Here is a 22,694-nt window from a genome sequence, read left to right as displayed (position 1 = left end):
TACAATCTGCTTTTCAACCTAATTAGTGACCCTCTAATAGGGTCCCCTTTGATCAAAAATAAAACTCTTAATACGCAAGCTTTTAAATAACATTTTTACTGTCGAATATCTTATTATGATGCTCCATATAGTTTGAAAACCTAGCCTTATCCTCAAAGCTCATATGGGTAAAGTCGACAGTTTCCCCTTCATGTATGCCGAGACCTTTCAATTCTCTTATATTTAGTTTGGTAGACACAGTAAGAGCATAACCCTGCGACTTCGGCTTGAACGTTATTAGATGATTATCAAAGAGTTTATCGATATGAGCACATAGAAGTAGTCCATTCGCCCCATCTAATCTCTCCTCACTAGTACTACAATCGCTCCAAGCCTTGATATGAGAAGCAATCAGTAACTCTTGAATATTACATAACGTGACAACACAACCGGATGTTCCCCAAACTCTTTTCACATTCGACTTGAACTTACCCTGTCCTAATCTAGATTTGATAAGGATGTCTTTTTCAGTAGAGCTTAAGTCACTATCATTATTAATTGAGCTTATATCACTAGTTATATTGTCATGTTCGCTTCCATGTAGAAAACTCTCTAATACATTCACAACTTCTTTATCTAGTTGGCGTTGGAGAGATGAGCCTTGTTTACAAAAATGCTTTTGAAAATTGTTCCATTCGTATTTATATGTGCTCTTAGGTAAAAGGTCGCTCCAAACATCCTCATCTATTTCTAACGCCTCATCTAACTTTGATAGATCTTCTAATTTCACCCTGTAAGGACGATTTTTGAAGTTAAGAGTGTCTTCATATTTACCTACAATTTTAAATTTCCCGCAAAACTCGAAGTGACTCCAGCCTTTTAATTTTTGAATGATGTAAACAACATCTCCTATGTTTACTTTTTCAACTTTAGTACTTTCTGAAAAGCCGTAGCCTCCCTTAAAGTCAAAAGGTTCACTATTTTCATTTGAGTGATAAGCAAAGTAGTAATTCATAATTTAGCCGCATTTCCCTATTTATCGATTCGACTATTTTCTACTTTATCTTAAAAAACTCAGTTGATCGAACCTACTCAAAAAGCGAGTGCAGTTTCACTTAAGAATAAATAGCGCAGACATAAATCCACTTTTGAAAAAATCAATATATGCGTAGCTTGAAGACATTTATTCGAACTGTCGCATCAGCGATGCCATGCAACTTAAAGAAGAAGCATTTTGTTGTTGATGACTGAATCATTACGATAAACACTGAAAAAGGAGAAACGAAAGCAGCAGCACGTACCTTACCTTTACCTGATGCAGTAGGTGAAAGATTACTATCCCACATTAGCAACAAAGGTGATGATGATTTTGTAATTGGAATTAGAATTGTTCGACGAAATCACCCCGAAAGTGATTCAGGGCTAGTTTCTGACTAACTATGACTTCAAGCTGTAAGCCTTTACAGAGGGAGCATGTAACCCATATTATTGGTGAAATGGTGAAAAATTAAGGATTAGACATGGAGTCAGACCTAAAGAAGCTAGCAGTACGATACGGCTACACTTCGACTGAAGGTCTGGTACTGACAGACCACAAGCTAACACCACGCGGTAAACTCTCAGTAGACCATGACTATGACGCAGAAGTCTGTGCCTTTAGCCAAGTTGACCAGCTACTTAATAAGTCGGGTTTGTATCAAATCTTTACTGATGACGGTATTCCGCTGAAGGTTGGTATAGCAACAAAGCTGAGAGCAAGACTCAGACAGCATGCTGAGTCATCTCAGAAGTACCTACAGTTCAAACATAAAGGCACAGATATACAACCGAGTGATGTGCGTTCAAATCGTTCCATCCTAGCCAAGCATTTGTACTTCGATAGTTCTGTAGCACCAGATTATAAACTGACCACAGAGGAAGGAAGACGCAACTTCTTACAAGCCGACTGCTACCTTGTGATTACCTACACTCAGAATAGAGCGGCCGCACGAGAGCTTGAGAAGCTGTTGGAAGCAAAGAAGTTTTTTCGATATCAAGGAAAGGTCATTAGGCGATAAATACCAAATAGTAATGCCAACTTATTCGTAAGGAAATTTAACATGGATGACTTCGAACAAATACAAGCTTATGATTCTGACGAGCAGGAAGCCTTATACATGGAGTATTTTCGAGTATTCCAAGGAATCTTGGTATCTTTGGAAGCAGTGGAAGTGTTGAAAGAAATTGAGAGGCCTGACACGCCTAGCAGCAGTTCGTATATCAAGGCCGCAAAGGAACTTCAGAGCTATTTCATAAATGCTGGTGCAATAAAAGAAGTCATAGATACCTTGCCTCAGGTCTCCAGCTTTGCATTCTCACATGACCAACAATGTTCTTACATCATAGGTAAAGCTATAAGAAATAAAGTTGCTCATGAAGGGTTATGGACACCAACATATAGAACAGCATATAAATTAACTAATAACTGGCAACAGACGACACGCTCCTTTGCTTTTACAACGGAAGAAGTAATCAAAAGCATCAATCAGCTATACGCAAAAAGGCAGTACGGCACTACAGATAAGCAACAGCGAAAAGCTCAGCGGGACAACCAAAAGTTACTAGACGCCAAAAGCTTCATTCAATTGATAGACGATAAGGGCTATCTGGATATTATCGCTTTTACTTCAAGACATGCCGACTTACTGTTTCCTGTTTACATTAAACTAATGGAACAAGCATATCGTGACAGTAAAATGCAATCCTTGTCGACTTTAAGAAGCGACTTTAACTTAACAACCATTGATGACCAACTTTCTCTGCTTCATGCAAAGCTTCAGTAAACACCAATTCATTTAATCTCAAAAATCTGTGAGGCTAATGCGCCAACTAGGAAGTCATAACTCCTCTAATGGAGTACTTCTACGCACAAAACTCGCAGCGCAAAGACAACCTTCAAGCCATCCGCAGCGTTCATCTTGACCAAACACGAAGACGACGCACGGGCTCTGCTGGTCGATCTTCAAACCAAACGACAAACTTAAAGGTTAGTGAAGTACACCAAAGATTGAAGGCTACAAGACAGGCTTGTACTCGCTTAGAGGTCACTTTGCGACAGCGCTAGAACAAATGGGTTGTCCTGAAGACATCGTGAAGAAGCTGGCGGCGGACAAGCATCTGCCCTTGACGTATAACTTGTACGGTAAGTATAAGAACAAAGACGAACTGTGGCAGTATGTCGAGAGGATTCACGAGGCTGACTGCTTGAAAATTTTAATAGGTTCAAATTATTCAAGGAATAGATATGAAAAGTAAAAGAAAGGGAGAAGTAATCGCGCTAACCATGGGAGTGTTTCTAGGGTTGCTGATAAGCTCATTTTGGGTTGTGGGTTGGGTTTCGGATAGTAAGTCTGCCGAAACAACAGTTGGGTTATCCATAAAGTATGGTCTACCTTTATTACTCGACGCATTACTAACCTATGGTGTATTCGCTACGTACCTTGCAAGCCGAGAAAAAAAGAAGTGGAGTGGTGTTAAACGTAAAGCGCTGGAGGACGTTGCCTCGCTATATAATTGGCTTTACACCGCTGTTGGCGCATCAATTACTAGAGACCCTCAAGCTGCTCAATCAGTTCTACACAATGCTAAATATCGTCATGGAAAAGTGCAAAGTCTTATCACTATGAGCGGAACGGGGCTTGGCAGTGATACTCTTCCGCAGCTTCTCAATATAGTCGAGAGCATTGACCTTTTAATCCCCAAAATCGAGTTTCTAATTATGGCTTCAGGCGAAAGCTCCAAACTTTCACAACAAAGAAAACAAGGGCTGTTTCTGATTGAATCTGTACCTGATGATTTAGCTGAGTTGAAGGCTGACGTTTTGAACTGTTTATCAAATGATGAAACGGTTCTAAAAAATAGCAACCTTCATGCTCCAAGCGATTTAACTCAGGATTGGAGTGGGTTTGTTCAGCGTGTGGGTCTTCGAACAGATATTGATAGTGATATTGACGCGACTGGGAAGTCTTCAATTATTATTTTTAATATCGAGACTGCAACTAGATGCCGTATAAATGCGCCTGTAGGCACAGTGATGCAAACATTTTATTACTAATTTAAGGTAACCGTTTTCAGCACACAAATCTGAGAGGCCAATTCAATAATGATGAAGCCGCAACTCCCCCCATAGGGTGTCTCTATGCACCACAGGAACACCGTCAAGACAATCTTCAAGCAAGTCGCAGCGTTCATCTTTACCAAACACGAAGACAATGCAGGGGCACTACTGGTGTCTGTCAGAGCCAAACTGCAAAACTGCATTATGCTTGATTAGTGTTCACTATGCAGATTTGCAGCGCTTAACAGAATGCAAATTTGCAGTTCGCTATTCGTCCACCAACGTAAGAGATTTTTACAGGAGACAAGCATTACATCTCCAACTCTAAAATTTCAGTTTATGACAGTGTCAAATAAGTATTGTGAGAATGTGACACCATTCTATTAAAGCTTAAGACTGTTTATTTACACATGCATTAAAATGTGAGTTTTGCTATCATTTAGAAGTCACTGGTTCTTCAGTGATATGCATGACTTAGTTTCGATCCCTCCACGCCAGTAGAAACTAAGGAAGACCCAGACCTTCGAAATGAGCAGTGTGGATTTACTTGTGGGGCTGAAGGCGAGCATTAACAAATCCCGTTGTAATGAGTCGATAGCGGAAAATGTATTAAAGAGGTCGAAATGCTTTCACATCAGAACAGATTAATAAGCTTTATAAACGAAGGCTTATCCGCAGGCACTATCAATTTGTGCGAATTCACGAGAGTATCATCTATAAGCTCAAAGGACTTTAAATCTCATGCTGAAAGACGGTTCGCACGTAGTTGTGATTCACGAGGGATACAGTACAAATATGAACCTTTTACTTTTATAAGAGTTTTGAGAAACATTGACGGCAGCTTTTTTCACTATGGAGTAGGTGAGCATCAATACACCCCTGACTTTTACATTCCCTCTTTAGACCTATATGTTGAAGTAAAAGCTCAAGATTCAAGCCTAACAAAAACTTTATTTCAAAAATATCATCAATTTGGAACTCAAATGATGAGGAATAATAAGTCAAAATTTGCTGTTATTAATTACGGTTACAGTAATGAAAGAACTAATAAACTGGAAATGAGCAATTTTGGGCATCCTGACGTTGAAGATCAAGATTTAAACTTATTGAGCCTTCTCATGGAATTTTAAGAGCGTCATACAGTTATTGCCACTCTATGAATTGTGCAGAGTTACGTCTTCCTGCGTGTAGATTAAGGTGGCAAAAAATGACCAAAAATAAAACACGTTTTTTTAGAGAATCACGGAACGACGCAATCGTCACTAAAGGTCATTACCTCGCCCCCTCCCCCCTGTGCCCTACAGAAGATCTGTGAGAAGACTTTGAGAGAGAGCAGACCATAAGCATACCCAACCCATTACGAGATCGTAGGGACGCTTACAGAGCTTATTTTATAGAGTAAAATTTAAGGGTAGCTAATGAGGAGCTGATGGAATATTGTAAAAGGAGATTAAGGAAATGGTGTGAAACTAACCGTGATACAAAACGTACCACAGTTAGTCTCAGAAAGCTTGTAAGCCCTTGATTTATAAGGACCTAGAAAGCAGGGCGATTCTTACATCATGCCGCCCATTCCGCCCATACCGCCCATATCAGGCATTGCTGGTGCGTCTTCTTTAGGTAGTTCAGCTACCATTGCTTCAGTTGTGATCATTAGTGAAGCAATTGAAGATGCGAACTGTAGTGCAGAGCGCGTTACTTTAGTTGGGTCAAGAATACCCATCTCTAGCATGTCGCCGTAAGTGTCGTTACCTGCGTTGTAACCGTAGTTACCTTCGCCGTTCTTCACTTCGTTAACTACTACTGATGCTTCTGCACCTGAGTTGATAGAGATTTGACGTAGAGGCGCTTCCATTGCACGTAGTGCAAGCTTAATACCTACGGTTTGGTCGTCGTTGTCGCCAGTAAGGTCAGCAAGTTTAGCTGCTGCGCGAACTAGTGCTACACCACCACCAGGTACCACACCTTCTTCAACCGCTGCGCGAGTTGCGTGTAGTGCATCTTCTACGCGGTCTTTCTTCTCTTTCATTTCAACTTCAGTTGCTGCACCAACTTTAATTACTGCAACACCGCCAGAAAGCTTAGCTAGACGCTCTTGAAGCTTCTCTTTGTCGTAGTCTGACGTAGAGTCTTCAATTTGGCCTTTGATTTGAGCACAACGGCCTTCAATCGCTTCTTGGTCGCCGTTACCGTCAACAACAGTTGTGTTGTCTTTGTTGATAACTACGCGCTTAGCAGTACCTAGGTCTTCAAGCTGAACTTTTTCAAGGTCTAGACCAATCTCTTCAGAGATTACTGTACCGCCAGTTAGGATAGCGATGTCTTGTAGCATTGCTTTACGACGGTCACCGAAACCTGGTGCTTTAACCGCTGCAACTTTAACAATACCGCGCATGTTGTTAACTACTAGTGTAGCAAGCGCTTCGCCTTCAACATCTTCAGCGATGATCATTAGCGGCTTACCCGCTTTCGCTACGCCTTCAAGGGTAGGAAGTAGTTCGCGGATGTTAGAAATCTTCTTGTCAACCAATAGGATGAACGGGTTGTCTAGTTCAACAGTACCGTTTTCTTGGTTGTTGATGAAGTATGGAGATAGGTAACCGCGGTCGAACTGCATACCTTCAACAACGTCTAGTTCGTTTTGAAGTGCCTGACCTTCTTCTACAGTGATAACACCTTCTTTACCTACTTTTTCCATTGCCTGAGCAATGATGTCGCCAACTTCTGCATCAGAGTTTGCAGAGATAGTACCTACTTGAGCGATAGACTTGCTGTCTGCACAGTCAGTAGACAAAGCTTTAAGCTCTTCAACTGCTGCCGCTACCGCTTTGTCGATACCGCGCTTAAGATCCATTGGGTTCATACCCGCTGCAACGCTCTTAAGACCTTCAGTTACGATTGCTTGCGCAAGTACAGTAGCAGTAGTTGTACCGTCACCCGCTTCGTCGTTCGCTTTAGACGCTACTTCTTTTACCATCTGCGCGCCCATGTTCTCGAACTTATCTTCAAGCTCGATTTCTTTCGCTACAGACACACCATCTTTAGTGATAGTAGGTGCACCGAAAGACTTGTCTAGAACAACGTTACGGCCTTTTGGACCTAGTGTTACTTTAACTGCGTTAGCTAGTGTGTTTACGCCTTTCAGCATTTTGCTGCGAGCGTCATCACCAAAACGTACTTCTTTAGCTGCCATGATTAAATTCCTCTAAAATTCGTTTTAACGTTAGTTGTAATTACTCAACAATCGCTAGAATGTCGCTTTCGCTTAGGATTAGTACTTCTTCACCATCCAGCTTTTCTGTTTTAACGCCGTAACCGTCGTTGAAAATAACGGTGTCGCCTACTTTAACGTCTAGCGCTTTAACTTCGCCGTTCTCAAGAATGCGACCGTTACCTACTGCGATTACTTCGCCGCGTGTAGATTTTTCTGCTGCAGAACCAGTCAGAACGATACCGCCTGCAGATTTGCTTTCTTGCTCTGCGCGCTTAAGGATTACGCGGTCGTGTAAAGGACGAATTGCCATTTTCAAGTCTCCTGAAAATTTCACTATTCAAATGAATGTAATTGTCGACATTCAGACAATCTAAATGCCGTGTGTTTAAGGTTGCTCATTGCTGAGCAGTTAAAATCGTTTCTGCACGGATAGATGGGGTAGTACCCAGATAACTTCAAGGGTTTTTAAGCAAAAAAATGTAAAAAATTTGGTTTTTTCGCTAAATACTTCTTTTTATTGGGCAAGTAAACGCCGTTTATCGCGGTAAACGGCGCTCATAACCTGATGGAGAGGGCGTTGGGGCTCGCTATTTTAAGCGCTTATCTGGGTCGTTAGTGGTGTGATCGGTGTACTCACCTTCAAACACATCACCATCGCTATTATGTGAGCGTGAACGCTGGTCGAAAGGACTTTGCCCAAACGGTGACTGACCCTGTCCGAAGCCTGCAGTTCCCGGCCCCATACCCGGAGCGACAACACGCATTTTCATGTGCTTACTGACCTGAGCAGCAAAGAAGTGACGAGAGCCTGGCATTGCCAATAAGAAGCCGAAAATATCGGTAATAAAGCCTGGCGTCACAAGTAAAATACCCGCAACCACCAGCATCAAGCCTTCAACTAGTTCTTTTCCTGGCACTTCATTTCGCTGCATTTTTTCTTGTGCAGTTTGCAGTGTACTCACGCCTTCGCGCTTAACAAAATAAGCACCAATAAAGGCAGAAAGAATGACCAAGCCAACGGTATTCCAGCCACCAATCACGCTGCCTACATTAATAAGCAACGCAATTTCTAAAATAGGTAATAGGGCAAACAGTATAAATAAAACCCGCAAAATGCTTCCTCTTTCATGTATTCATAACCTGTTATAGGGTCTTTGTACGTAATAACAAGAAAAGGTGCCCACCCTTTCGCTTAAATAGCCACTTAAAGCGACCGATAACGACCGTGATATACTGTAGCTATGAAAGAATAGTGCGACTTTTCAGGTCAATTACATATCGACCCATTAGCAAAGTAACAGGCGCGAAATAAAGTAGGAAAAGTTCATGACAATTAAGCTTGTATTGTGCACCACGCCCGATGAAAAGACAGCGCAGTTAATTGCCAGCACGCTCGTTGAAGAAAAGCTTGCCGCCTGCGTCAACATAATCAAGGGTATAGAGTCCGTTTATGAGTGGCAGGGGAAGGTGGAAACCGACGTAGAATGCCAACTGCTTATTAAAACGAACACACAACACGTTTTACAGGCCTTCGATAGAGTAAGCGAACTACATCCGTATGATGTCCCTGAATGGTTAGAACTTAATGCTGAGGCTAGCAGCGCTTACGGTCAGTGGTTACAAACCACGCTACAGCGCTAGTTAAAACGTAATTCTAATAAAAATAACGACAACGCAAAATAGATAAAAATGAACTGTAACTTTATGACTTTACCTCCTTTTCCATCAGGCACTGCATCAGCTTCACTGTTTCGTCGCTTTAGCGCTTATGTACTTTCAGCATTTTGTTTAATGACGTTATTAAGCACGTTCGCCTCGGCTCAGGTGCCCAATGCCTTTGACGATCCGTTCGTGGATGAACCCCAATTTTTAGATGTAGACCAAGCGTTTGCGTTCGATTTTAACCAAAAAGGCGACGCGCTTACGGTAAGTTTCGATATTGCGGAAGGCTATTATCTGTATCTAAAGCAGTTTAAGTTTGTGGCGAAACAAGCCGAAATTGGCGAGCCTGAGTACCCAAATGGGATAATGATTCAGGATGAGTTTTTTGGCGAGTCTGAAGTGTTTTATAACGGCGTATCTATTACCTTACCCATTGAGTCAGCACTCAGTGACGGCGTAGTAAAAATTCGCTATCAAGGCTGTGCTGACGCAGGGCTTTGCTACCCGCCAACAGTGAAAGTCGTATATTTAAATGAAGTGGGAAGCAGTGCAGTTGCTGAGACAGATACGGCCTCAGAACCAAATAACGCAGCAACTTCTTCACAAAGCGAGCAGTTCGATTTAGCGCAAAGGCTAATCGATAAAGATAACCTTGCGCTCACTTTAGCTCTATTTTTTGCACTAGGCGTAGGCTTAGCCTTTACACCTTGCGTATTCCCGATGTATCCCATTGTGTCGGGCATTGTGATTGGTCAGGGCAAACCTAAAACCGCATCGCATTCATTCTGGCTAACCTTTGTTTACGTTCAAGGTATGGCGATCACATACTCACTGCTTGGATTAGTGGTTGCGGTAGCCGGCGCGCAGTTTCAAGCTGCGCTTCAACACCCTGTAGTACTCGGCGTATTCATTGTGCTATTTGTGGCGCTGGCCGTTGCTCTGTTTGGTGGCTTTGAAATTCAGCTACCGGCAAAGTATCAAGAAAAGCTCACTCACATGAGTAACAATCAAACGCCCGGCAGTTTCGCAGGTGTATTTGTTATGGGTGTATTGTCTGGCCTTATCGCTTCGCCCTGTACGACGGCCCCGCTAACCGGCATATTGTTATTCATCGCCCAAACTGGCGATATGACACTGGGCTTTATTTCTCTTTACTTGTTAAGCATTGGTATGGGCGTTCCACTTATTCTGTTCGGCATGACAGGAGGAAAACTCCTACCTAAAGCAGGTAACTGGATGAATGTGGTTAAAGTCACCTTCGGCTTTATGATGCTTGCCGTGGCCATTGTGTTTATTGAGCGTTTATATAATAGCCCAGCCACTGGCTTCCTATGGGGATTGCTTGGCTTCGGTTTATTCGGTTACTACTGGGTACTCAATCGCGCCAGCAAAAACTCACTGATGAAGCTTGTACGTGCTGTTGTGGTGGCAATAGGCATTATGGGAAGTGCTGGCCTTACTTATCAAGCAGGGCTAAACACAGGGCTTTGGGGCGAGCACTCTGATGGTGTCCACGCAGGGCATCCAGACTTTGTTGTTGCGCGAGACTTGGCAGACTTACGTAATAAAATAGCGGCGGCTAACACAAAAGGTAAAACCGTGATGGTCGATTTGTACGCCGACTGGTGCGTAGCCTGTAAGGAGTTCGAGAAGTACACGTTCCCTGACGAGAAAGTGGTATCTGCACTTAGCAATACGGTATGGATGCAAATGGACCTTACCGATAACACACCAGAACGTCAGGAGATTTTTGACACCTTTACTGTGCTAGGCCTGCCTACCATTTTGTTCTTTGACAAAAACGGCGACGAGCTAACCAAAGCTCGTGTCACCGGGTTTATGAAAGCAGACGCCTTTGCCGGTCACGTAAACGAGTGGCTTAACAATGGGTCTAACACTAATGACGGTCAAAGTGGTCGCTTGGACTAAGGCGCGTCGATTCCAGGACTTTCCTCTTCTCATATGGCGAGTATGGCGAGCGGTGCGAAGCGCTGCTCTCTTTATCTTGGGTAGAAACGGGGTTCAGAAAAGAAGGTTGGCTTCAATGCTGGCCTTCTTATTTATTTCGCTCACTTTTTCCCTATCAGTAACAGCGAAAACCACGGGGTGCTTTGATAACAAACGCTTTTGTTTTGAGCTTACGCCTTCGTCTTCTTCTCTTTATTTAGTCTCAGTACAGAGAAAAGTAGAATTGCCCGTAGCGCTAACTCTGTATTCCAATGTGATGCAAGACATTCCAACAGACAATGGGGAGCTTAAATCAAAAGCCCACGTTAATGCATTTTTAGATACCAATGACCAAGTGCCCCTTGGCGTAGTAAAAAATGCCGACGCATTCTGGGATTCTATGCGCGTTAAATGGACGGTGGGGCGCGTAGACGCGATACACGACAACGCCTATACGTATCTGCCACCGCTACAACCAGCTAGCAAATACCGTATTGTGCAAGGCTTTAACGGCAATTTTAGTCATTCTGGTGCGTCAAGGTATGCTCTCGATTTTGCCGCGCCTGTAGGTACACCTATTTTAGCCGCCCGGGAAGGCGTAGTGATCGATACGAAAGATGACGGCACGAAAGGCGGGCCAACGCCGAAGTTTGCAAAATACGCTAACTACGTTGTTATTCTTCATAGCGACGGAACCACCGGCGAATACTACCACCTGAAATATAAAGGTGTTGCTGTGACAAGAGGGCAAGTCGTGAAACGCGGGCAGCTTATCGGTTATATCGGCAATACGGGGTTTTCTTCCTTACCCCACCTTCACTTTGGCATATATGTAGCCAAATTCCATGGTAAGTACGTAAGTGTGCCGTTTTCCCTCGACAGCGCCCTAACTAAGGCCTCGCCTTAGCATTTATAGCAATACATACTGATATTTTTCGTTAAAACTGCCATCTCATCCCCCACTAACGCCTTCTGAGAGTGCAGCATGCTGCGGTTTCACAGGCAGCCAACAAGCAAACTTCCCAATAAACTTTGCGCCGAAAACACCTGATTAGACCAGTATTTTGCTGCGAAATCTTTATCTATCACTATAATCAGCATTTAACACAATAAACGAGCAAATTAATTGGCTTTTTTTCGTGCAACTGTCACAAAAGTTTGTTGAAATGGCAATAACCGTGACTTTTTCCCGAAGATAGCAGCAAACTAGATGAATATTTTGTTATTGAACGGCCCTAACCTGAATATGTTAGGCCAAAGAGAACCCGACAAATACGGCACACAAACCTTGCAAGACATCGTAGATGATTTGCAGGCGCAGGCTGCGTCAAGCAACGTGACCTTAACGCATTTTCAGTCAAACGCGGAGTTTGAACTGATCGATCGCGTGCACGCTGCTATGGGTACTGTTGATGCCATTATTATTAATCCTGCTGCCTTCACGCACACCAGCGTCGCCCTTCGCGATGCATTATTAAGTGTCAATATCCCGTTTATTGAGGTGCATTTGTCGAACGTTCATGCCCGTGAACCGTTTCGTCACCATTCCTATTTTTCTGATGTTGCAGCTGGCGTCATTGTTGGCCTTGGTGCCATGGGCTACTCGCTCGCGCTTACTGCAGCAATCAATTTACCGAAATCGCAAAAATAAAACAGAGACAGAACATGGATATTAGAAAGATTAAAAAACTCATCGAACTAGTGGAAGAATCTGGCATTGCCGAGCTAGAAATCACTGAAGGCGAAGAGTCTGTACGCATCCACCGTGGCCCAACGGGTGTTCAAGCGCCAATGAACTACAGCTTTGCAGCACCAGCGGCACCGCAAATGGCACCAGCTCCAGCAGCGGCAGCTACCACTGCGTCTGAAGCGCCAGCTGAGCCAGCACAGCCAGAGGGTCACGTTGTTAAGTCTCCAATGGTAGGTACGTTCTACCGTGCATCTTCACCAACGGCAAAACCGTTTGCAGAAGTGGGTCAGCAAGTAAAAGTTGGCGACACGCTTTGTATCGTTGAAGCGATGAAGATGATGAACCAAATTGAAGCAGATAAAGCAGGCGTGGTTAAGGCAATCTTGGTTGAAAACCAAGATCCTGTAGAGTTCGACCAGCCAATGTTCATCATTGAATAAGCGAGTGCTTAACTATGCTAGATAAAGTACTTATTGCTAACCGTGGTGAGATTGCCCTGCGTATTTTGAGAGCCTGTAAAGAACTAGGCATCAAAACCGTAGCGGTACACTCTACTGCGGATAAAAACTTGAAGCACGTGTTGCTGGCTGACGAATCGATTTGTATTGGTAAAGCATCGGCAACCGAAAGCTATCTGAACATTCCTCGCATTATTGCTGCTGCAGAAGTCACTAACTCTATTGCTATTCACCCAGGTTACGGTTTCCTAGCGGAAAACGCAGACTTTGCTGAAGCGGTAGAAAAAAGCGGCTTTATTTTCATTGGCCCTAAAGCTGAAACTATCAACCTTATGGGTGACAAAGTTTCTGCTATCAACGCCATGAAAAAAGCAGGCGTACCGTGTGTACCCGGTTCCGACGGCCCGCTAACTGATGACGTAGAGCGCAACAAAGCCATTGCTAAGCGCATTGGTTACCCAATCATCGTTAAAGCTGCGGGCGGCGGCGGTGGTCGTGGTATGCGCGTGGTGCGCAGCGAAGCTGAGTTGATTAAAGCCATTGAAACAACGCAAGCAGAAGCTGGCGCTGCATTTGGTAACTCAACGGTTTACATGGAAAAATTCCTTGAGAACCCACGTCACGTTGAAATTCAGGTATTAGCCGATGGCCAAGGTAACGCCATTCACTTAGGTGAGCGTGACTGTTCAATGCAACGTCGCCACCAAAAAGTGGTTGAAGAAGCGCCTGCACCGGGTATTTCTGAGCAAATGCGCACCAAGATTGGCGATCGCTGCCGCAGAGCCTGTATTGAAATTGGCTACCGCGGAGCAGGTACATTCGAGTTCCTATATGAAAACGGCGAATTCTATTTCATTGAAATGAATACCCGTATTCAGGTAGAGCACCCAGTATCTGAAATGATCACAGGCGTTGACCTTATTAAAGAGCAGCTTCGCATTGCAGCCGGTCAGCCACTATCAATTGATCAGTCGCAAATTCAAATTCGTGGCCACGCTATTGAATGTCGAATTAACGCAGAAGATCCACAAACCTTCATTCCTAGCCCTGGTCCTATTGATATGTTCCATGCGCCAGGTGGTTTAGGTATTCGTTGGGAGTCGCATATTTACGCGGGCTACCACGTGCCTCCTTACTACGACTCAATGATTGGTAAGCTTATCACTTATGGTGAAAGCCGCGACGAAGCGATTGCTCGTATGCGCCACGCCCTTGAAGAGATTGTGGTTGAAGGAATTAAAACGAATATCCCTCTTCAGCGCGCCATTATGGCCGATGAAAACTTCTTCGCGGGTGGAACCAACATCCACTACCTAGAGAAGAAGCTAGGTTTAGCCTAATCCCCCCTTTGGGCTACACGCTGTTTTTTGTGTAGCCCAATTTTCTTTCTTCGCTATTCGCTATTCGCTATTCGCTATTCGCTATTCGCTATTCGCTATTCGCTATTCGCTATTCGCTATTCAGCACATTCTAATTTTCCGATTACTACAATCAATTTTTAACGATTTTCCTATTTAAAAACTGGTTCTATACTGCATACAAGTTTTAAGACATCTCCCTGAGTTTTAATGCTTTTGTGTGTTTTACCCTCATTGGAGTCCCACTCCACTTATTGCCGGCATCCCTGCCGGCTTTTTTTTCGCTTTTTATCTACATAGCGAAATTTATCTGTCCGAAAAAGTTATGATTGATGTATAAACTGATTAACTGGAAATGAGAAGGGAAATTGCGTGAGGGTAATCTCTATTTTTATTTGTGTATTCTTATGCGGCTCGCTCTCCGAGGCTTGTGCTGAAGACATCACGCCTTCGTTCTCACAGAAACTCGATATCCAAGTGCGTTACGATAATCGCTCCAATCGCCCTAGCCGTGAACAATATCGATTGCGTTACTATCCATCGCTCGCCCTCACTTCTACATGGTCGGTAAACAGTTTTATTGTTACTGGCGATGACTTTTCATCTAGCCACAATACGTTTGGTAGCGACACAACCGATTATCTTTATGCAAGACGACTGTACTTAAGGCATGAAACCGATTCGGGGAAAACTGAGTTAGGCGTTATTCCAACTTACAAAGGGCGTGTTTCTTCCACCGGCTTGTCGAAAGATGGTTGGATAACGGGGGTACGTCATGTGAGGCAATTGCAAAACGACACCGCCATTGAAATAGTCGTTGGTCAACTTGCAAATGCTGAAGCATCTGAAGCCTTTAATATTGGCGGAGAGGATGAGTATTTCGAAATTGAATATTCGGCCAAGATGGGACAACGACATAGCTATGAAGCCAGTTTTGAAAGAATGCTGAACGGTACGTTTGCCCGGGCAGAATATCGATTACGTATTAATGAACAAGATACCGCGTTCATTGAATTAGTGCAGCGTACTGATGAAAGTGCAGCGAAAGTTGTAGTGGGCACCAGCGGCGAATTCGCTGCAAGCGCTTTTAACACATCATATCCTATCGAATATTTTGCTTACTATTCCTATATAGACAGTAGTTTTGGTGAGCGCGCTGAATTAATTGAAGACTTCCTAGGAACTGGTCACGGCGGCTCTCTGGAATTTAGTGGCGTGCTATCGGAGAAGCATGATGTTGAGTGGTTTATAAGAGCTGATGTGGTAGATAGTGTCAGTCGATTACTGGCAGGAGTAAAACTCTCCTTCGATAGTTGAATGAAACAAAGCGCCTACACCACATAAAAAAGGCCCATCAAACGATGGGCCAAACAGCAAGAACGCGTACACACTTTAACAGTGCATAGTGAGTTACGGTTTATCGACAAACAGAGTTCAGTTATCGCAGATTACGTATTTTTAATCTTAACAACTTTCAACGATATTTAGGTTTTATTACAATTTGGCGGTGTTGATAGGAATTATCTTCATTTTATTTCAAGGTTTTACCCGTTAAGAAAAGGTGTTTTTGTGCCAAGCCGCTACGCTCAGTTCAAAGAAAAACTTCCCATTTCTCGACTCTCAGATGAAGCGCTTCTAGCGTTTCGTGTCCTCTTTGATGATCCCCTAGATATAGTAGACTTAGCGCAAGATATATCTGACTTAACGCTCTACCCTGAACGCCTGAAAGACAGTTACAGGAAAGAATGGGAAGCGTACGTGATCAAGGCGCTGGCCTTTGAAATAAGGCAGCATAATGACCTTTCACCAGCAGAATTCATTGAATTTATGATGAAAAAAGTGGAAGCCGTTCAGCAAAGTGATGAAACCTATCAGAATTTACTGCGCCAAGTCCATCACGCAAAAAGCATTACCCAATCTAGTAATACCATCATATTCCCTACGCCGTTACGTCAGCAGCTAACCGCATTCCTCTTACCGATAACAACAATGACGCATCCTAAGAAGTAATGTAGTGCAGCCTTCGCTAAAGGGGCTCTACAGACCCCACGCGCTGATTGGGTACACTACTTATTGGCACTTTTGTATTTATACTGTGAAGGACAATACCCTCTGTCTACACCTTCAGGTCGCAAGCTAGCGTGCTTTGTTTTTCTGCCCGATACACGCTCTCGCCAGTTTTTGAAAGTTTTCTGTTTGAGGTTTTTGCGCATAAGCTTTATTACGTCTTTTTCTGGCAGCCCGTATAAACGCTCAATGGCTTCAAACGGCGTGCGGTCTTCCCACGCCATTTCAATTATTCGTGATTCTTGTTCTTCAGTTAATGCCATCTCTTACTTCTCAATATGCATTTTTAACCCTTTAGATACTAAGCTAACGCGCATTTTGTTCAGTACACCAGTCTAAAATAACACGAGGACAATTACGTATTTGACGAAATACCCACCAGCTCATCGTCTTTTTCAAACGCTAGCTTTAACAACTCGGCAGCGGCTTTGGCATCGCTCAGCGCACGGTGATGCTGCTCCATATCGATGTGAAAGTGCCGGGTCAGGTTTGCCAAGGAGTAGGATGGTAGCCCCGGATAAGTGCGGCGCATTTCGCGCACGGTGCACATTTTCGGTCGCCTAAAAGTTTGCTCTAATCTTGCGAACTCTTGCTTAATGAACCCATAGTCGAAATTCACGTTATGCGCGACAAACACAGCATCTTCGGTGAAGCTGGCCACGTGTTCCGCGACTTCGGCAAAAATGGGGGCATTTGCCACCATGTCATCCGAAATTCCGGTAAGACGGGTAATATTGCTTGGAATACGGCGCTGCGGGTTTAATAGGGTTTGAAACCTGTCTACCTCTTTACCGCCAACAAGTTTTACCATGCCTATTTCGGTAATTCGGTTGTAGCTATTGTTGCCACCAGTGGTTTCTATATCTACCACAACATAGGGCTGCGCCGGGTCACGTACCCATTTCACCGTTGTCACGGCAACATCAAATCCAGCTTGCTGCAGTCGTTGAATTGAAACCAGCTGATTTCGGCGAAGCTGATCGCCAGGCGCTTTGATTTCTTCAAAGCGAAGTGCGCCGTCAAATACCATGATATCGGGGAAGCCATCTCGGAGGCTCTCAAAGTCTTTGCACATCATGCGAAGTAGAGCATAAATAGAATCTAGCGAACCATGCTCAATTAGCGCTTCTATAGGCGTAAGCAAATGACTAGACCACATAAACAGGCTATTCACTTTGCCATAGTGCATCGTGGCCATTTTGTGAATGTGAAAACGCAGTTTTTCTTTGCTATCAAGCGCCTGTAACAACGCTTCAATACTGTATTCAAACTTAGCGTAAAAGTTATTCTGTTTAAGCGATAACGGTCTGCGATCAAACTCCGTAACCAGCGTGTCTTCTTCGTAAAGTTGCCTCCAAAAGGTAAGGCCGAACAAACTGCGCCATAATCGGTTTTCCGTGCGCCAACCTTCAATGCCGTGCCTTGCATAATGCGCCAGCACACCACGCTCAACCTGTTGATTTTGGCTTACGTCAATATCCAGTGTACGGCTAGCATTGCGAAGCATGTCGGTAACCGCGCTGGTGCGTTTTTTGTGGTATTTACGGGCATAGAAATCTTCTGCAAATGCTAACAGCGTATCCGATTGCGGATTATCAATTATCTCTTCAAGGGTCTGTTTAACACTATTTTCATTTCCGTCCTTGTAGCTCTCTCTTAACCACTTTTCTTTTGCCTTATCGCTTTGCGCCGCTTTCAATACTTCTAGCCCTTTCGCTCTATCAAACATCAGCACTTTTAGACCTAATGCATACAGAAACTGGTCGCGATAAAAACAGGCCGACACACCTTCTGTAATGGGCAGTTCACCTTCGGCAATGGCAAGCAACATATCATCGTTATAAAAAGCTAACTGGCTGTAATGGTTGGCGTAAAACCATGACGCTTGGGCGTCGCTTTTAGTTTCAAAACGCGCCGTATCCGTTACGGAATCAGAACGGGTTCTCATTACGCCTAAATCGCGCATAGAAAACTGATTTAGACGGCTTTTGGTGTTACCAAAATAGATAAACAGCAAATAGCGAAGTGCATTGTCAAACAAGCACACTAAGTAGTTATCTAGCGAAAAGCGCTCTGGCCAGCCTCTACCTTCGATATGTTCATTAAGCAACGTCACGAGTTTAGGCTTGGTGAGAGATGCGAGCCCCTGAATACTGCCGTATTCAGCAAGTAGCTCAAGCAGAGCATCTTTGGTCAAGACACCAGCGATGTCATTAAGCGAAGCGTGGGTAAGGTCACCAAACCAGCCGTTGTCGGTAAGCCAATCTATTTGCTCTTGTGGCACAGCGATTTCGCTATAATTGAACTGCGTCCTGTCAATCACTGCATACTTGCGATTTGCAGCGCGCACAACAATACACTGTTTGTCATCGTCTAACGCTTTAAAACGCCTAACAAAGTCAGTGGCTTCGTCACTTAGAAGCGCCCTGCTAGCACCTTCAAAGAACCCGAGGAACTCGTGAAAGTGTGTAAGATAATAACGTGGCGGTAAATCTTTTCGCATGAGGTATCTTTGGCTATGAAAACACCAATAGTGTATATTTATACAGCCACGCGAATCAAATTAAATCCTCCGCGATTGGGTATCACATCTGCTGCTAATAGTGCACAGCGTGTACTTTTACACGCGCACGCGCTGTTTGGACACCCAATGAAAGAACGAAGAAAGCTGCGCATCTGCCAATAAACGCTGCAAATTGAAGTAGTGTTTGGCCAACGTCATCTCATCATAAAATCGATGTATACCGCTGTGACATTGTCTGCAAATGTAAATGCCGTCCTGAAACTCCGCTTTGCTAAAGTGCTTTTTAAAATAGGTACGCCTGTGCATTTTTCGCGGGATAAGATGATGGTAAGTAAGGCGAGCTTCTCTATTACAGCACGGGCATTGACCAACTTTATTTGCCACAAGATCACCTTTTTCGTCTATCACATCTATTATTTGTGCACCCAGTTTTCTGATTACTCATAAGCGTCAAATAGCAGTCTTGCCCTTTTCTCTTAAAATCAGAGACAAGGGGCGTGTCTAAAAGAAAATCCACTCGTCTTTGCATTACGTAACAAATAGCATTAGTGATTACAAAGGCATTTAAATATGAGTTTAACTCGTTCCATGGGCTTTTCCTGTCCTTACTGTATGGCTCCAAATGATGTTGAAATAGATGAAATTAACGATGTTGGCCAAGTACAGGTGCTCGACTGCCAAGTGTGTTGTCAGCCCATTGAGCTTACTGCTTATCAGCACGGTGATGACATTCAGATAGAGGCAGAAAGAGAGAATGACTAAGCAGTTCACCCGCGGTGATATAGACGCCCTTGCACAGCGCTACCGCGCAAACCTAATTAATAGTTTGTCTGGTTTTAAATCGGCGACTTTGGTGGGCACAACAAACGGCGTTACAAACAATTTGGCTATAGTGAGCTCTATTGTTCATGTCGGTGCTAACCCGCCGCTCATTGGCATGATCATGCGTCCACATACCGTTACGCGAGATACGTTAAGCAATATAAAACAGCAGGGCTTTTTTACGCTAAATCACGTGTCTGTTGACTGGGTCGACAAAGCCCACCAAACATCAGCCCGCTATGCGCCAGATGAAAGTGAATTTGAAGCCGTTGGGTTAACCGCGCAGATCAGTGAGTCCTTCAGTGCGCCGTATGTCAAAGAAAGTGAAATTAAAATGGGCTTAAAAGTAGCACAGCATTTTACTTTGCTTAATGACACCGAAATGGTTATCGGCGAAATCCAAGAGCTCTACGTTCCTGAGCAAATAATAGATTCAGACGGCTATGCTGATATAGAGCAAGCGCAAACGGCTTGTATCTCAGGCCTAGACAGCTACCACAGCACACAACGAATTGCGCAATTTGCGTATGCAAAGCCCGATGTAAAGTTAACCGTGAAGTGAACTAATAAACTGTCCAGCGGTCTTACATTCAATACTTAAGGTTGTAACTCTGAAGTTTATTTAATCTGGATCAAGCGAAAATGCGACATTTCGTTCGATCTTTTTTCAAAAAGAGATAGTATTTAAACATGAAACAAAACCTGCCTCTTTGGGCAGGTTTTTGCGTTTAAGGCACTGAATAAAAAAGAATCATTATCGTTTCTATCTCTTAAGGAGAATGTTATGAAATCTGTAAATCGCCGTGACTTTTTAAAGCTTTCTGGCTCGACAGTTATCGGTCTTACATTAGGTGGTGTAGCGTTACGTGCTCAGGCTCAAGAACAATTGAGCGCTGATGACCCTACTGCAAAAGCACTGAACTACACACCGTCGTCAACTGTTGAAGGTGCAAAATGCGCAAACTGCATGTACGTGCAGGGCGCCGATGGCGAACAACACCGCCCTTGTAACATTTTCCCTAATAAGCTTGTTAACGCTGATGGCTGGTGTAGCGCTTGGGTGAAAAAGCCTGGCTAACCAATCGAAAGAAAAGACGTTAAAAAGCCCTTAAGTTAAACCAAGGGCTTTTTTCGTTTCTGTTGAGGCGAAATACGATTATGTATCCTCATTTCCCGCTAGCGAACTACATCAATTCCGTCTTCAATACCTTTTAGCGCTGGGTTGTCAAAACGTGTAGGCAGAAGGCCAGGCTTAATGAAGAAGCCGTGTTTTGCTTCAAAGACTCTACCTATTTTTAACACGCTTTCGTCTTGCCACTTTCCACCAATAAAGCTAATTCCCACAGGAAGATCTTTCACCTGTCCAGCGGGCACTGTGAGATGCGGATATCCTGCAATTGCGGCCAAATACCCGATACCGATAAAACCGACTGGCGAATGGTCACCATATACGCCATCTATTAAAAAAGAAGGGCTGTTTGAGGGCGCAACTAGTACATCAACATTGTGCTTTGCTAACAACGTATCAATACCATTTTTGCCCGCTGTGTCTTGGATAAGGCGCAGTGCATTTTGATACTTTTCGCTTTCAATGGCTGCCGACGCGAGCGATTTTTCGAAAATGTCTTGATTGAATAGCGCTAACTCGCGCTCTGTTTTGTTATTGAAATCGATAAGCTCAGACAAGTTCCTTGCAGGGAGCTCTGCCGGCGACCCCGACAAGTATTCGTTAATACTATGATGGAACTCGCTCAGCAGAACATTATAAGAGTCAGCCCAAAATGAATCTGGCTGAGAGAAGTCACTGATGTCCACCAACGTAGCGCCCGATGCTTTTAGCTGATTCAACGCCTTTTCATATACGGCGAGTACATGAGGATTATCGCCTTGGCGGTACCTAACCACACCAATTCGCTTACCTTTTAAATCGGTAGCAAGCATGGACGATGCGGGCATAGCTGGACGATGAGAGTCTGCATCTAGCGTAGCGTTATCGCTTGCATCTGTGCCTGCCATAATTGACGTCATCAGCCAGGCATCTTGAACGTTAGATGTCATTGGACCCGCGGTGTCTTGACTGAAAGATATAGGCACTATGTGAGTTCTTGAAAGTAAACCCACTGTTGGTTTAAAGCCTACTACACCGTTTATAGACGCGGGACATATAATAGAGCCATTGGTTTCCGTACCCACGGCGAGGGACGCCAAGCGCAGCGACATAGCCGCTCCCGAGCCCGACGAGGAACCACAGGCACTTCTTGATAGCATATGCGGGTTTCGGGTAAGCCCGCCAACTGCACTCCAGCCGCTGATAGAGGATTCAGAGCGAAAGTTTGCCCATTCAGATAAATTGGTTTTACCCAAAATAATTGCCCCTGCCGCTTTCAGTTTTTCTACGATAGGCGCATCGCGACCAGTGTCATTAGTAATAAGCGCCATTGAGCCGGCTGTGGTGGGCATCTCTTTACTTTCTATATCATCTTTTAGCAGCACGGGAATACCTGCCAGAGGGCCAAGCGTCTCGCCATTCGCTAGTCGTTTATCGATGGCCTTCGCTTCGGTCAGCGCATTAGGATTCAACGCTAAGACGCTATTTACCTTTTCATCTAGTCGTTCGATTCGCGCAAGATAACCGCTAACGAGCTCATCAGATGTCGTGTCGCCACTCGCAATAGCTTGCGCCTGAACGTGAGCAGGCTTATCTAACCATTGCTCAATCTTATCTGTATGATTTGCTTGAGAAACGCATGCAGTGCATAGCACGACTACGACCAGCAAAAAACCCTGTTTCGACATAAACCTTTCCTTAACGTATGATCCTAGCGCCTGTTACTCCTTCTTATTTTGCAGCTTTTGACGGCAATAGAAGGTAACGTA

At 44.0% G+C, this 22,694-nt stretch carries 24 protein-coding genes; 16 read left to right on the top strand and 8 right to left on the bottom strand.

Translation table 11 applies throughout. The features are described 5' to 3' along the window. Positions 1-82 precede the first annotated feature (82 nt). On the bottom strand, positions 83-994 hold the full coding sequence (locus tag MHN09_RS03145; RefSeq protein WP_150141021.1) for an HNH endonuclease signature motif containing protein: 912 nt from the start codon (positions 992-994) through the stop codon (positions 83-85). 505 nt (positions 995-1,499) lie between these two features. Between MHN09_RS03145 and MHN09_RS03140 the strand changes: the two genes are divergently transcribed. The 5 genes from MHN09_RS03140 to MHN09_RS03125 all read left to right on the top strand — a co-directional run bounded on the left by MHN09_RS03140 (position 1,500) and on the right by MHN09_RS03125 (position 5,205). Next, entirely contained in the window at positions 1,500-2,036 is a 537-nt protein-coding gene (locus MHN09_RS03140; protein ID WP_223866672.1) for a hypothetical protein, read from the top strand. 42 nt (positions 2,037-2,078) lie between these two features. After that, on the top strand, positions 2,079-2,801 hold the full coding sequence (locus tag MHN09_RS03135; RefSeq protein WP_150141019.1) for a hypothetical protein: 723 nt from the start codon (positions 2,079-2,081) through the stop codon (positions 2,799-2,801). 461 nt (positions 2,802-3,262) lie between these two features. After that, positions 3,263-4,072 carry a hypothetical protein gene (locus tag MHN09_RS03130; protein ID WP_239239097.1) on the top strand — a complete coding sequence of 270 codons (810 nt, stop codon included), beginning with the start codon at positions 3,263-3,265 and terminating at the stop codon, positions 4,070-4,072. Between the two features lie 84 nt (positions 4,073-4,156). Further along, complete coding sequence (locus tag MHN09_RS21370; protein WP_275446399.1) at positions 4,157-4,291, top strand: hypothetical protein; 135 nt, start codon at positions 4,157-4,159, stop codon at positions 4,289-4,291. Positions 4,292-4,698: 407 nt separating this feature from the next. Further along, positions 4,699-5,205, top strand: coding sequence for a hypothetical protein (locus MHN09_RS03125; RefSeq protein WP_239239095.1), 507 nt, complete (start codon positions 4,699-4,701; stop codon positions 5,203-5,205). Positions 5,206-5,630: 425 nt separating this feature from the next. On the opposite strand, the gene groL is transcribed toward MHN09_RS03125, so the two are convergent. From groL to MHN09_RS03110, 3 genes are all read right to left on the bottom strand, one after another. After that, complete coding sequence (gene groL, locus MHN09_RS03120) at positions 5,631-7,268, bottom strand: chaperonin GroEL (RefSeq protein WP_014980670.1); 1,638 nt, start codon at positions 7,266-7,268, stop codon at positions 5,631-5,633. 40 nt (positions 7,269-7,308) lie between these two features. Beyond that, positions 7,309-7,599, bottom strand: a complete 291-nt coding sequence (locus tag MHN09_RS03115) for a co-chaperone GroES (protein ID WP_012520088.1) — start codon at positions 7,597-7,599, stop codon at positions 7,309-7,311. 277 nt (positions 7,600-7,876) lie between these two features. Continuing rightward, on the bottom strand, positions 7,877-8,401 hold the full coding sequence (locus MHN09_RS03110; RefSeq protein ID WP_061486801.1) for an FxsA family protein: 525 nt from the start codon (positions 8,399-8,401) through the stop codon (positions 7,877-7,879). A gap of 214 nt (positions 8,402-8,615) precedes the next feature. On the opposite strand from MHN09_RS03110, the gene cutA reads away from it, so the two are divergent. The 8 genes from cutA (at position 8,616) to MHN09_RS03070 (ending at position 16,414) form a co-directional block, all read left to right on the top strand. Then, positions 8,616-8,930, top strand: a complete 315-nt coding sequence (gene cutA, locus MHN09_RS03105; protein WP_039228986.1) for a divalent-cation tolerance protein CutA — start codon at positions 8,616-8,618, stop codon at positions 8,928-8,930. Between the two features lie 63 nt (positions 8,931-8,993). Next, positions 8,994-10,880 carry a protein-disulfide reductase DsbD gene (locus MHN09_RS03100; RefSeq protein WP_239239092.1) on the top strand — a complete coding sequence of 629 codons (1,887 nt, stop codon included), beginning with the start codon at positions 8,994-8,996 and terminating at the stop codon, positions 10,878-10,880. Between the two features lie 115 nt (positions 10,881-10,995). Further along, a complete protein-coding gene (locus MHN09_RS03095; protein ID WP_239239161.1) occupies positions 10,996-11,805 on the top strand; it encodes a M23 family metallopeptidase in 810 nt (269 codons plus the stop codon). Positions 11,806-12,108: 303 nt separating this feature from the next. Next, entirely contained in the window at positions 12,109-12,549 is a 441-nt protein-coding gene (gene aroQ / locus MHN09_RS03090; RefSeq protein ID WP_061096173.1) for a type II 3-dehydroquinate dehydratase, read from the top strand. 14 nt (positions 12,550-12,563) lie between these two features. Then, a complete protein-coding gene (accB, locus tag MHN09_RS03085; RefSeq protein ID WP_039221534.1) occupies positions 12,564-13,028 on the top strand; it encodes an acetyl-CoA carboxylase biotin carboxyl carrier protein in 465 nt (154 codons plus the stop codon). Between the two features lie 14 nt (positions 13,029-13,042). Continuing rightward, complete coding sequence (gene accC, locus MHN09_RS03080; protein ID WP_014951277.1) at positions 13,043-14,386, top strand: acetyl-CoA carboxylase biotin carboxylase subunit; 1,344 nt, start codon at positions 13,043-13,045, stop codon at positions 14,384-14,386. Positions 14,387-14,776: 390 nt separating this feature from the next. Beyond that, positions 14,777-15,721 (top strand): hypothetical protein, encoded by a 945-nt coding sequence (locus MHN09_RS03075; RefSeq protein ID WP_239239089.1) that lies wholly within the window; start codon positions 14,777-14,779, stop codon positions 15,719-15,721. 252 nt (positions 15,722-15,973) lie between these two features. Further along, a complete protein-coding gene (locus tag MHN09_RS03070) occupies positions 15,974-16,414 on the top strand; it encodes a hypothetical protein (RefSeq protein WP_239239087.1) in 441 nt (146 codons plus the stop codon). Between the two features lie 56 nt (positions 16,415-16,470). On the opposite strand, the gene MHN09_RS03065 is transcribed toward MHN09_RS03070, so the two are convergent. The 3 genes from MHN09_RS03065 to MHN09_RS03055 form a co-directional block, all read right to left on the bottom strand. Then, on the bottom strand, positions 16,471-16,734 hold the full coding sequence (locus MHN09_RS03065; protein WP_015000000.1) for a TIGR03643 family protein: 264 nt from the start codon (positions 16,732-16,734) through the stop codon (positions 16,471-16,473). A gap of 92 nt (positions 16,735-16,826) precedes the next feature. Beyond that, on the bottom strand, positions 16,827-18,974 hold the full coding sequence (locus tag MHN09_RS03060; RefSeq protein ID WP_239239084.1) for an exonuclease domain-containing protein: 2,148 nt from the start codon (positions 18,972-18,974) through the stop codon (positions 16,827-16,829). A gap of 117 nt (positions 18,975-19,091) precedes the next feature. Further along, on the bottom strand, positions 19,092-19,379 hold the full coding sequence (locus MHN09_RS03055) for a hypothetical protein (protein ID WP_239239081.1): 288 nt from the start codon (positions 19,377-19,379) through the stop codon (positions 19,092-19,094). A 186-nt stretch (positions 19,380-19,565) separates the two neighbouring features. On the opposite strand from MHN09_RS03055, the gene MHN09_RS03050 reads away from it, so the two are divergent. From MHN09_RS03050 to MHN09_RS03040, 3 genes are all read left to right on the top strand, one after another. Next, entirely contained in the window at positions 19,566-19,757 is a 192-nt protein-coding gene (locus tag MHN09_RS03050) for a CPXCG motif-containing cysteine-rich protein (protein WP_014980678.1), read from the top strand. Then, a complete protein-coding gene (locus tag MHN09_RS03045) occupies positions 19,750-20,379 on the top strand; it encodes a flavin reductase (protein ID WP_239239079.1) in 630 nt (209 codons plus the stop codon). The genes MHN09_RS03050 and MHN09_RS03045 overlap by 8 nt, the downstream gene beginning before the upstream one ends. Positions 20,380-20,601: 222 nt before the next feature. Beyond that, positions 20,602-20,895 (top strand): high-potential iron-sulfur protein, encoded by a 294-nt coding sequence (locus MHN09_RS03040; RefSeq protein ID WP_014951285.1) that lies wholly within the window; start codon positions 20,602-20,604, stop codon positions 20,893-20,895. 98 nt (positions 20,896-20,993) lie between these two features. On the opposite strand, the gene MHN09_RS03035 is transcribed toward MHN09_RS03040, so the two are convergent. Beyond that, complete coding sequence (locus tag MHN09_RS03035; RefSeq protein WP_239239076.1) at positions 20,994-22,613, bottom strand: amidase; 1,620 nt, start codon at positions 22,611-22,613, stop codon at positions 20,994-20,996. Between the last annotated feature and the right edge of the window lie 81 nt (positions 22,614-22,694).

This window comes from Alteromonas sp. MmMcT2-5, assembly GCF_022348315.1.
In the GTDB taxonomy this organism is placed as follows: Bacteria; Pseudomonadota; Gammaproteobacteria; order Enterobacterales; family Alteromonadaceae; genus Alteromonas; species Alteromonas macleodii.
This window is presented reverse-complemented; position numbering and strand designations above follow the sequence as displayed.

Excerpts from the sequence above, each read along its gene's own strand:
- MHN09_RS03035 (WP_239239076.1), bottom strand. The coding sequence starts at position 22,613 with ATGTCGAAACAGGGTTTTTTGCTGGTCGTAGTCGTGCTATGCACTGCA.
- MHN09_RS03135 (WP_150141019.1), top strand. The coding sequence starts at position 2,079 with ATGGATGACTTCGAACAAATACAAGCTTATGATTCTGACGAGCAGGAA.
- MHN09_RS03140 (WP_223866672.1), top strand. The coding sequence starts at position 1,500 with ATGGAGTCAGACCTAAAGAAGCTAGCAGTACGATACGGCTACACTTCG.
- MHN09_RS03060 (WP_239239084.1), bottom strand. The coding sequence starts at position 18,974 with ATGCGAAAAGATTTACCGCCACGTTATTATCTTACACACTTTCACGAG.
- MHN09_RS03125 (WP_239239095.1), top strand. The coding sequence starts at position 4,699 with ATGCTTTCACATCAGAACAGATTAATAAGCTTTATAAACGAAGGCTTA.
- MHN09_RS03145 (WP_150141021.1), bottom strand. The coding sequence starts at position 994 with ATGAATTACTACTTTGCTTATCACTCAAATGAAAATAGTGAACCTTTT.
- MHN09_RS03045 (WP_239239079.1), top strand. The coding sequence starts at position 19,750 with ATGACTAAGCAGTTCACCCGCGGTGATATAGACGCCCTTGCACAGCGC.
- accB (WP_039221534.1), top strand. The coding sequence starts at position 12,564 with ATGGATATTAGAAAGATTAAAAAACTCATCGAACTAGTGGAAGAATCT.
- MHN09_RS03130 (WP_239239097.1), top strand. The coding sequence starts at position 3,263 with ATGAAAAGTAAAAGAAAGGGAGAAGTAATCGCGCTAACCATGGGAGTG.
- cutA (WP_039228986.1), top strand. The coding sequence starts at position 8,616 with ATGACAATTAAGCTTGTATTGTGCACCACGCCCGATGAAAAGACAGCG.
- groL (WP_014980670.1), bottom strand. The coding sequence starts at position 7,268 with ATGGCAGCTAAAGAAGTACGTTTTGGTGATGACGCTCGCAGCAAAATG.
- MHN09_RS21370 (WP_275446399.1), top strand. The coding sequence starts at position 4,157 with ATGCACCACAGGAACACCGTCAAGACAATCTTCAAGCAAGTCGCAGCG.
- MHN09_RS03100 (WP_239239092.1), top strand. The coding sequence starts at position 8,994 with ATGACTTTACCTCCTTTTCCATCAGGCACTGCATCAGCTTCACTGTTT.
- aroQ (WP_061096173.1), top strand. The coding sequence starts at position 12,109 with ATGAATATTTTGTTATTGAACGGCCCTAACCTGAATATGTTAGGCCAA.
- MHN09_RS03095 (WP_239239161.1), top strand. The coding sequence starts at position 10,996 with ATGCTGGCCTTCTTATTTATTTCGCTCACTTTTTCCCTATCAGTAACA.
- MHN09_RS03050 (WP_014980678.1), top strand. The coding sequence starts at position 19,566 with ATGAGTTTAACTCGTTCCATGGGCTTTTCCTGTCCTTACTGTATGGCT.
- MHN09_RS03115 (WP_012520088.1), bottom strand. The coding sequence starts at position 7,599 with ATGGCAATTCGTCCTTTACACGACCGCGTAATCCTTAAGCGCGCAGAG.
- MHN09_RS03040 (WP_014951285.1), top strand. The coding sequence starts at position 20,602 with ATGAAATCTGTAAATCGCCGTGACTTTTTAAAGCTTTCTGGCTCGACA.
- MHN09_RS03065 (WP_015000000.1), bottom strand. The coding sequence starts at position 16,734 with ATGGCATTAACTGAAGAACAAGAATCACGAATAATTGAAATGGCGTGG.
- accC (WP_014951277.1), top strand. The coding sequence starts at position 13,043 with ATGCTAGATAAAGTACTTATTGCTAACCGTGGTGAGATTGCCCTGCGT.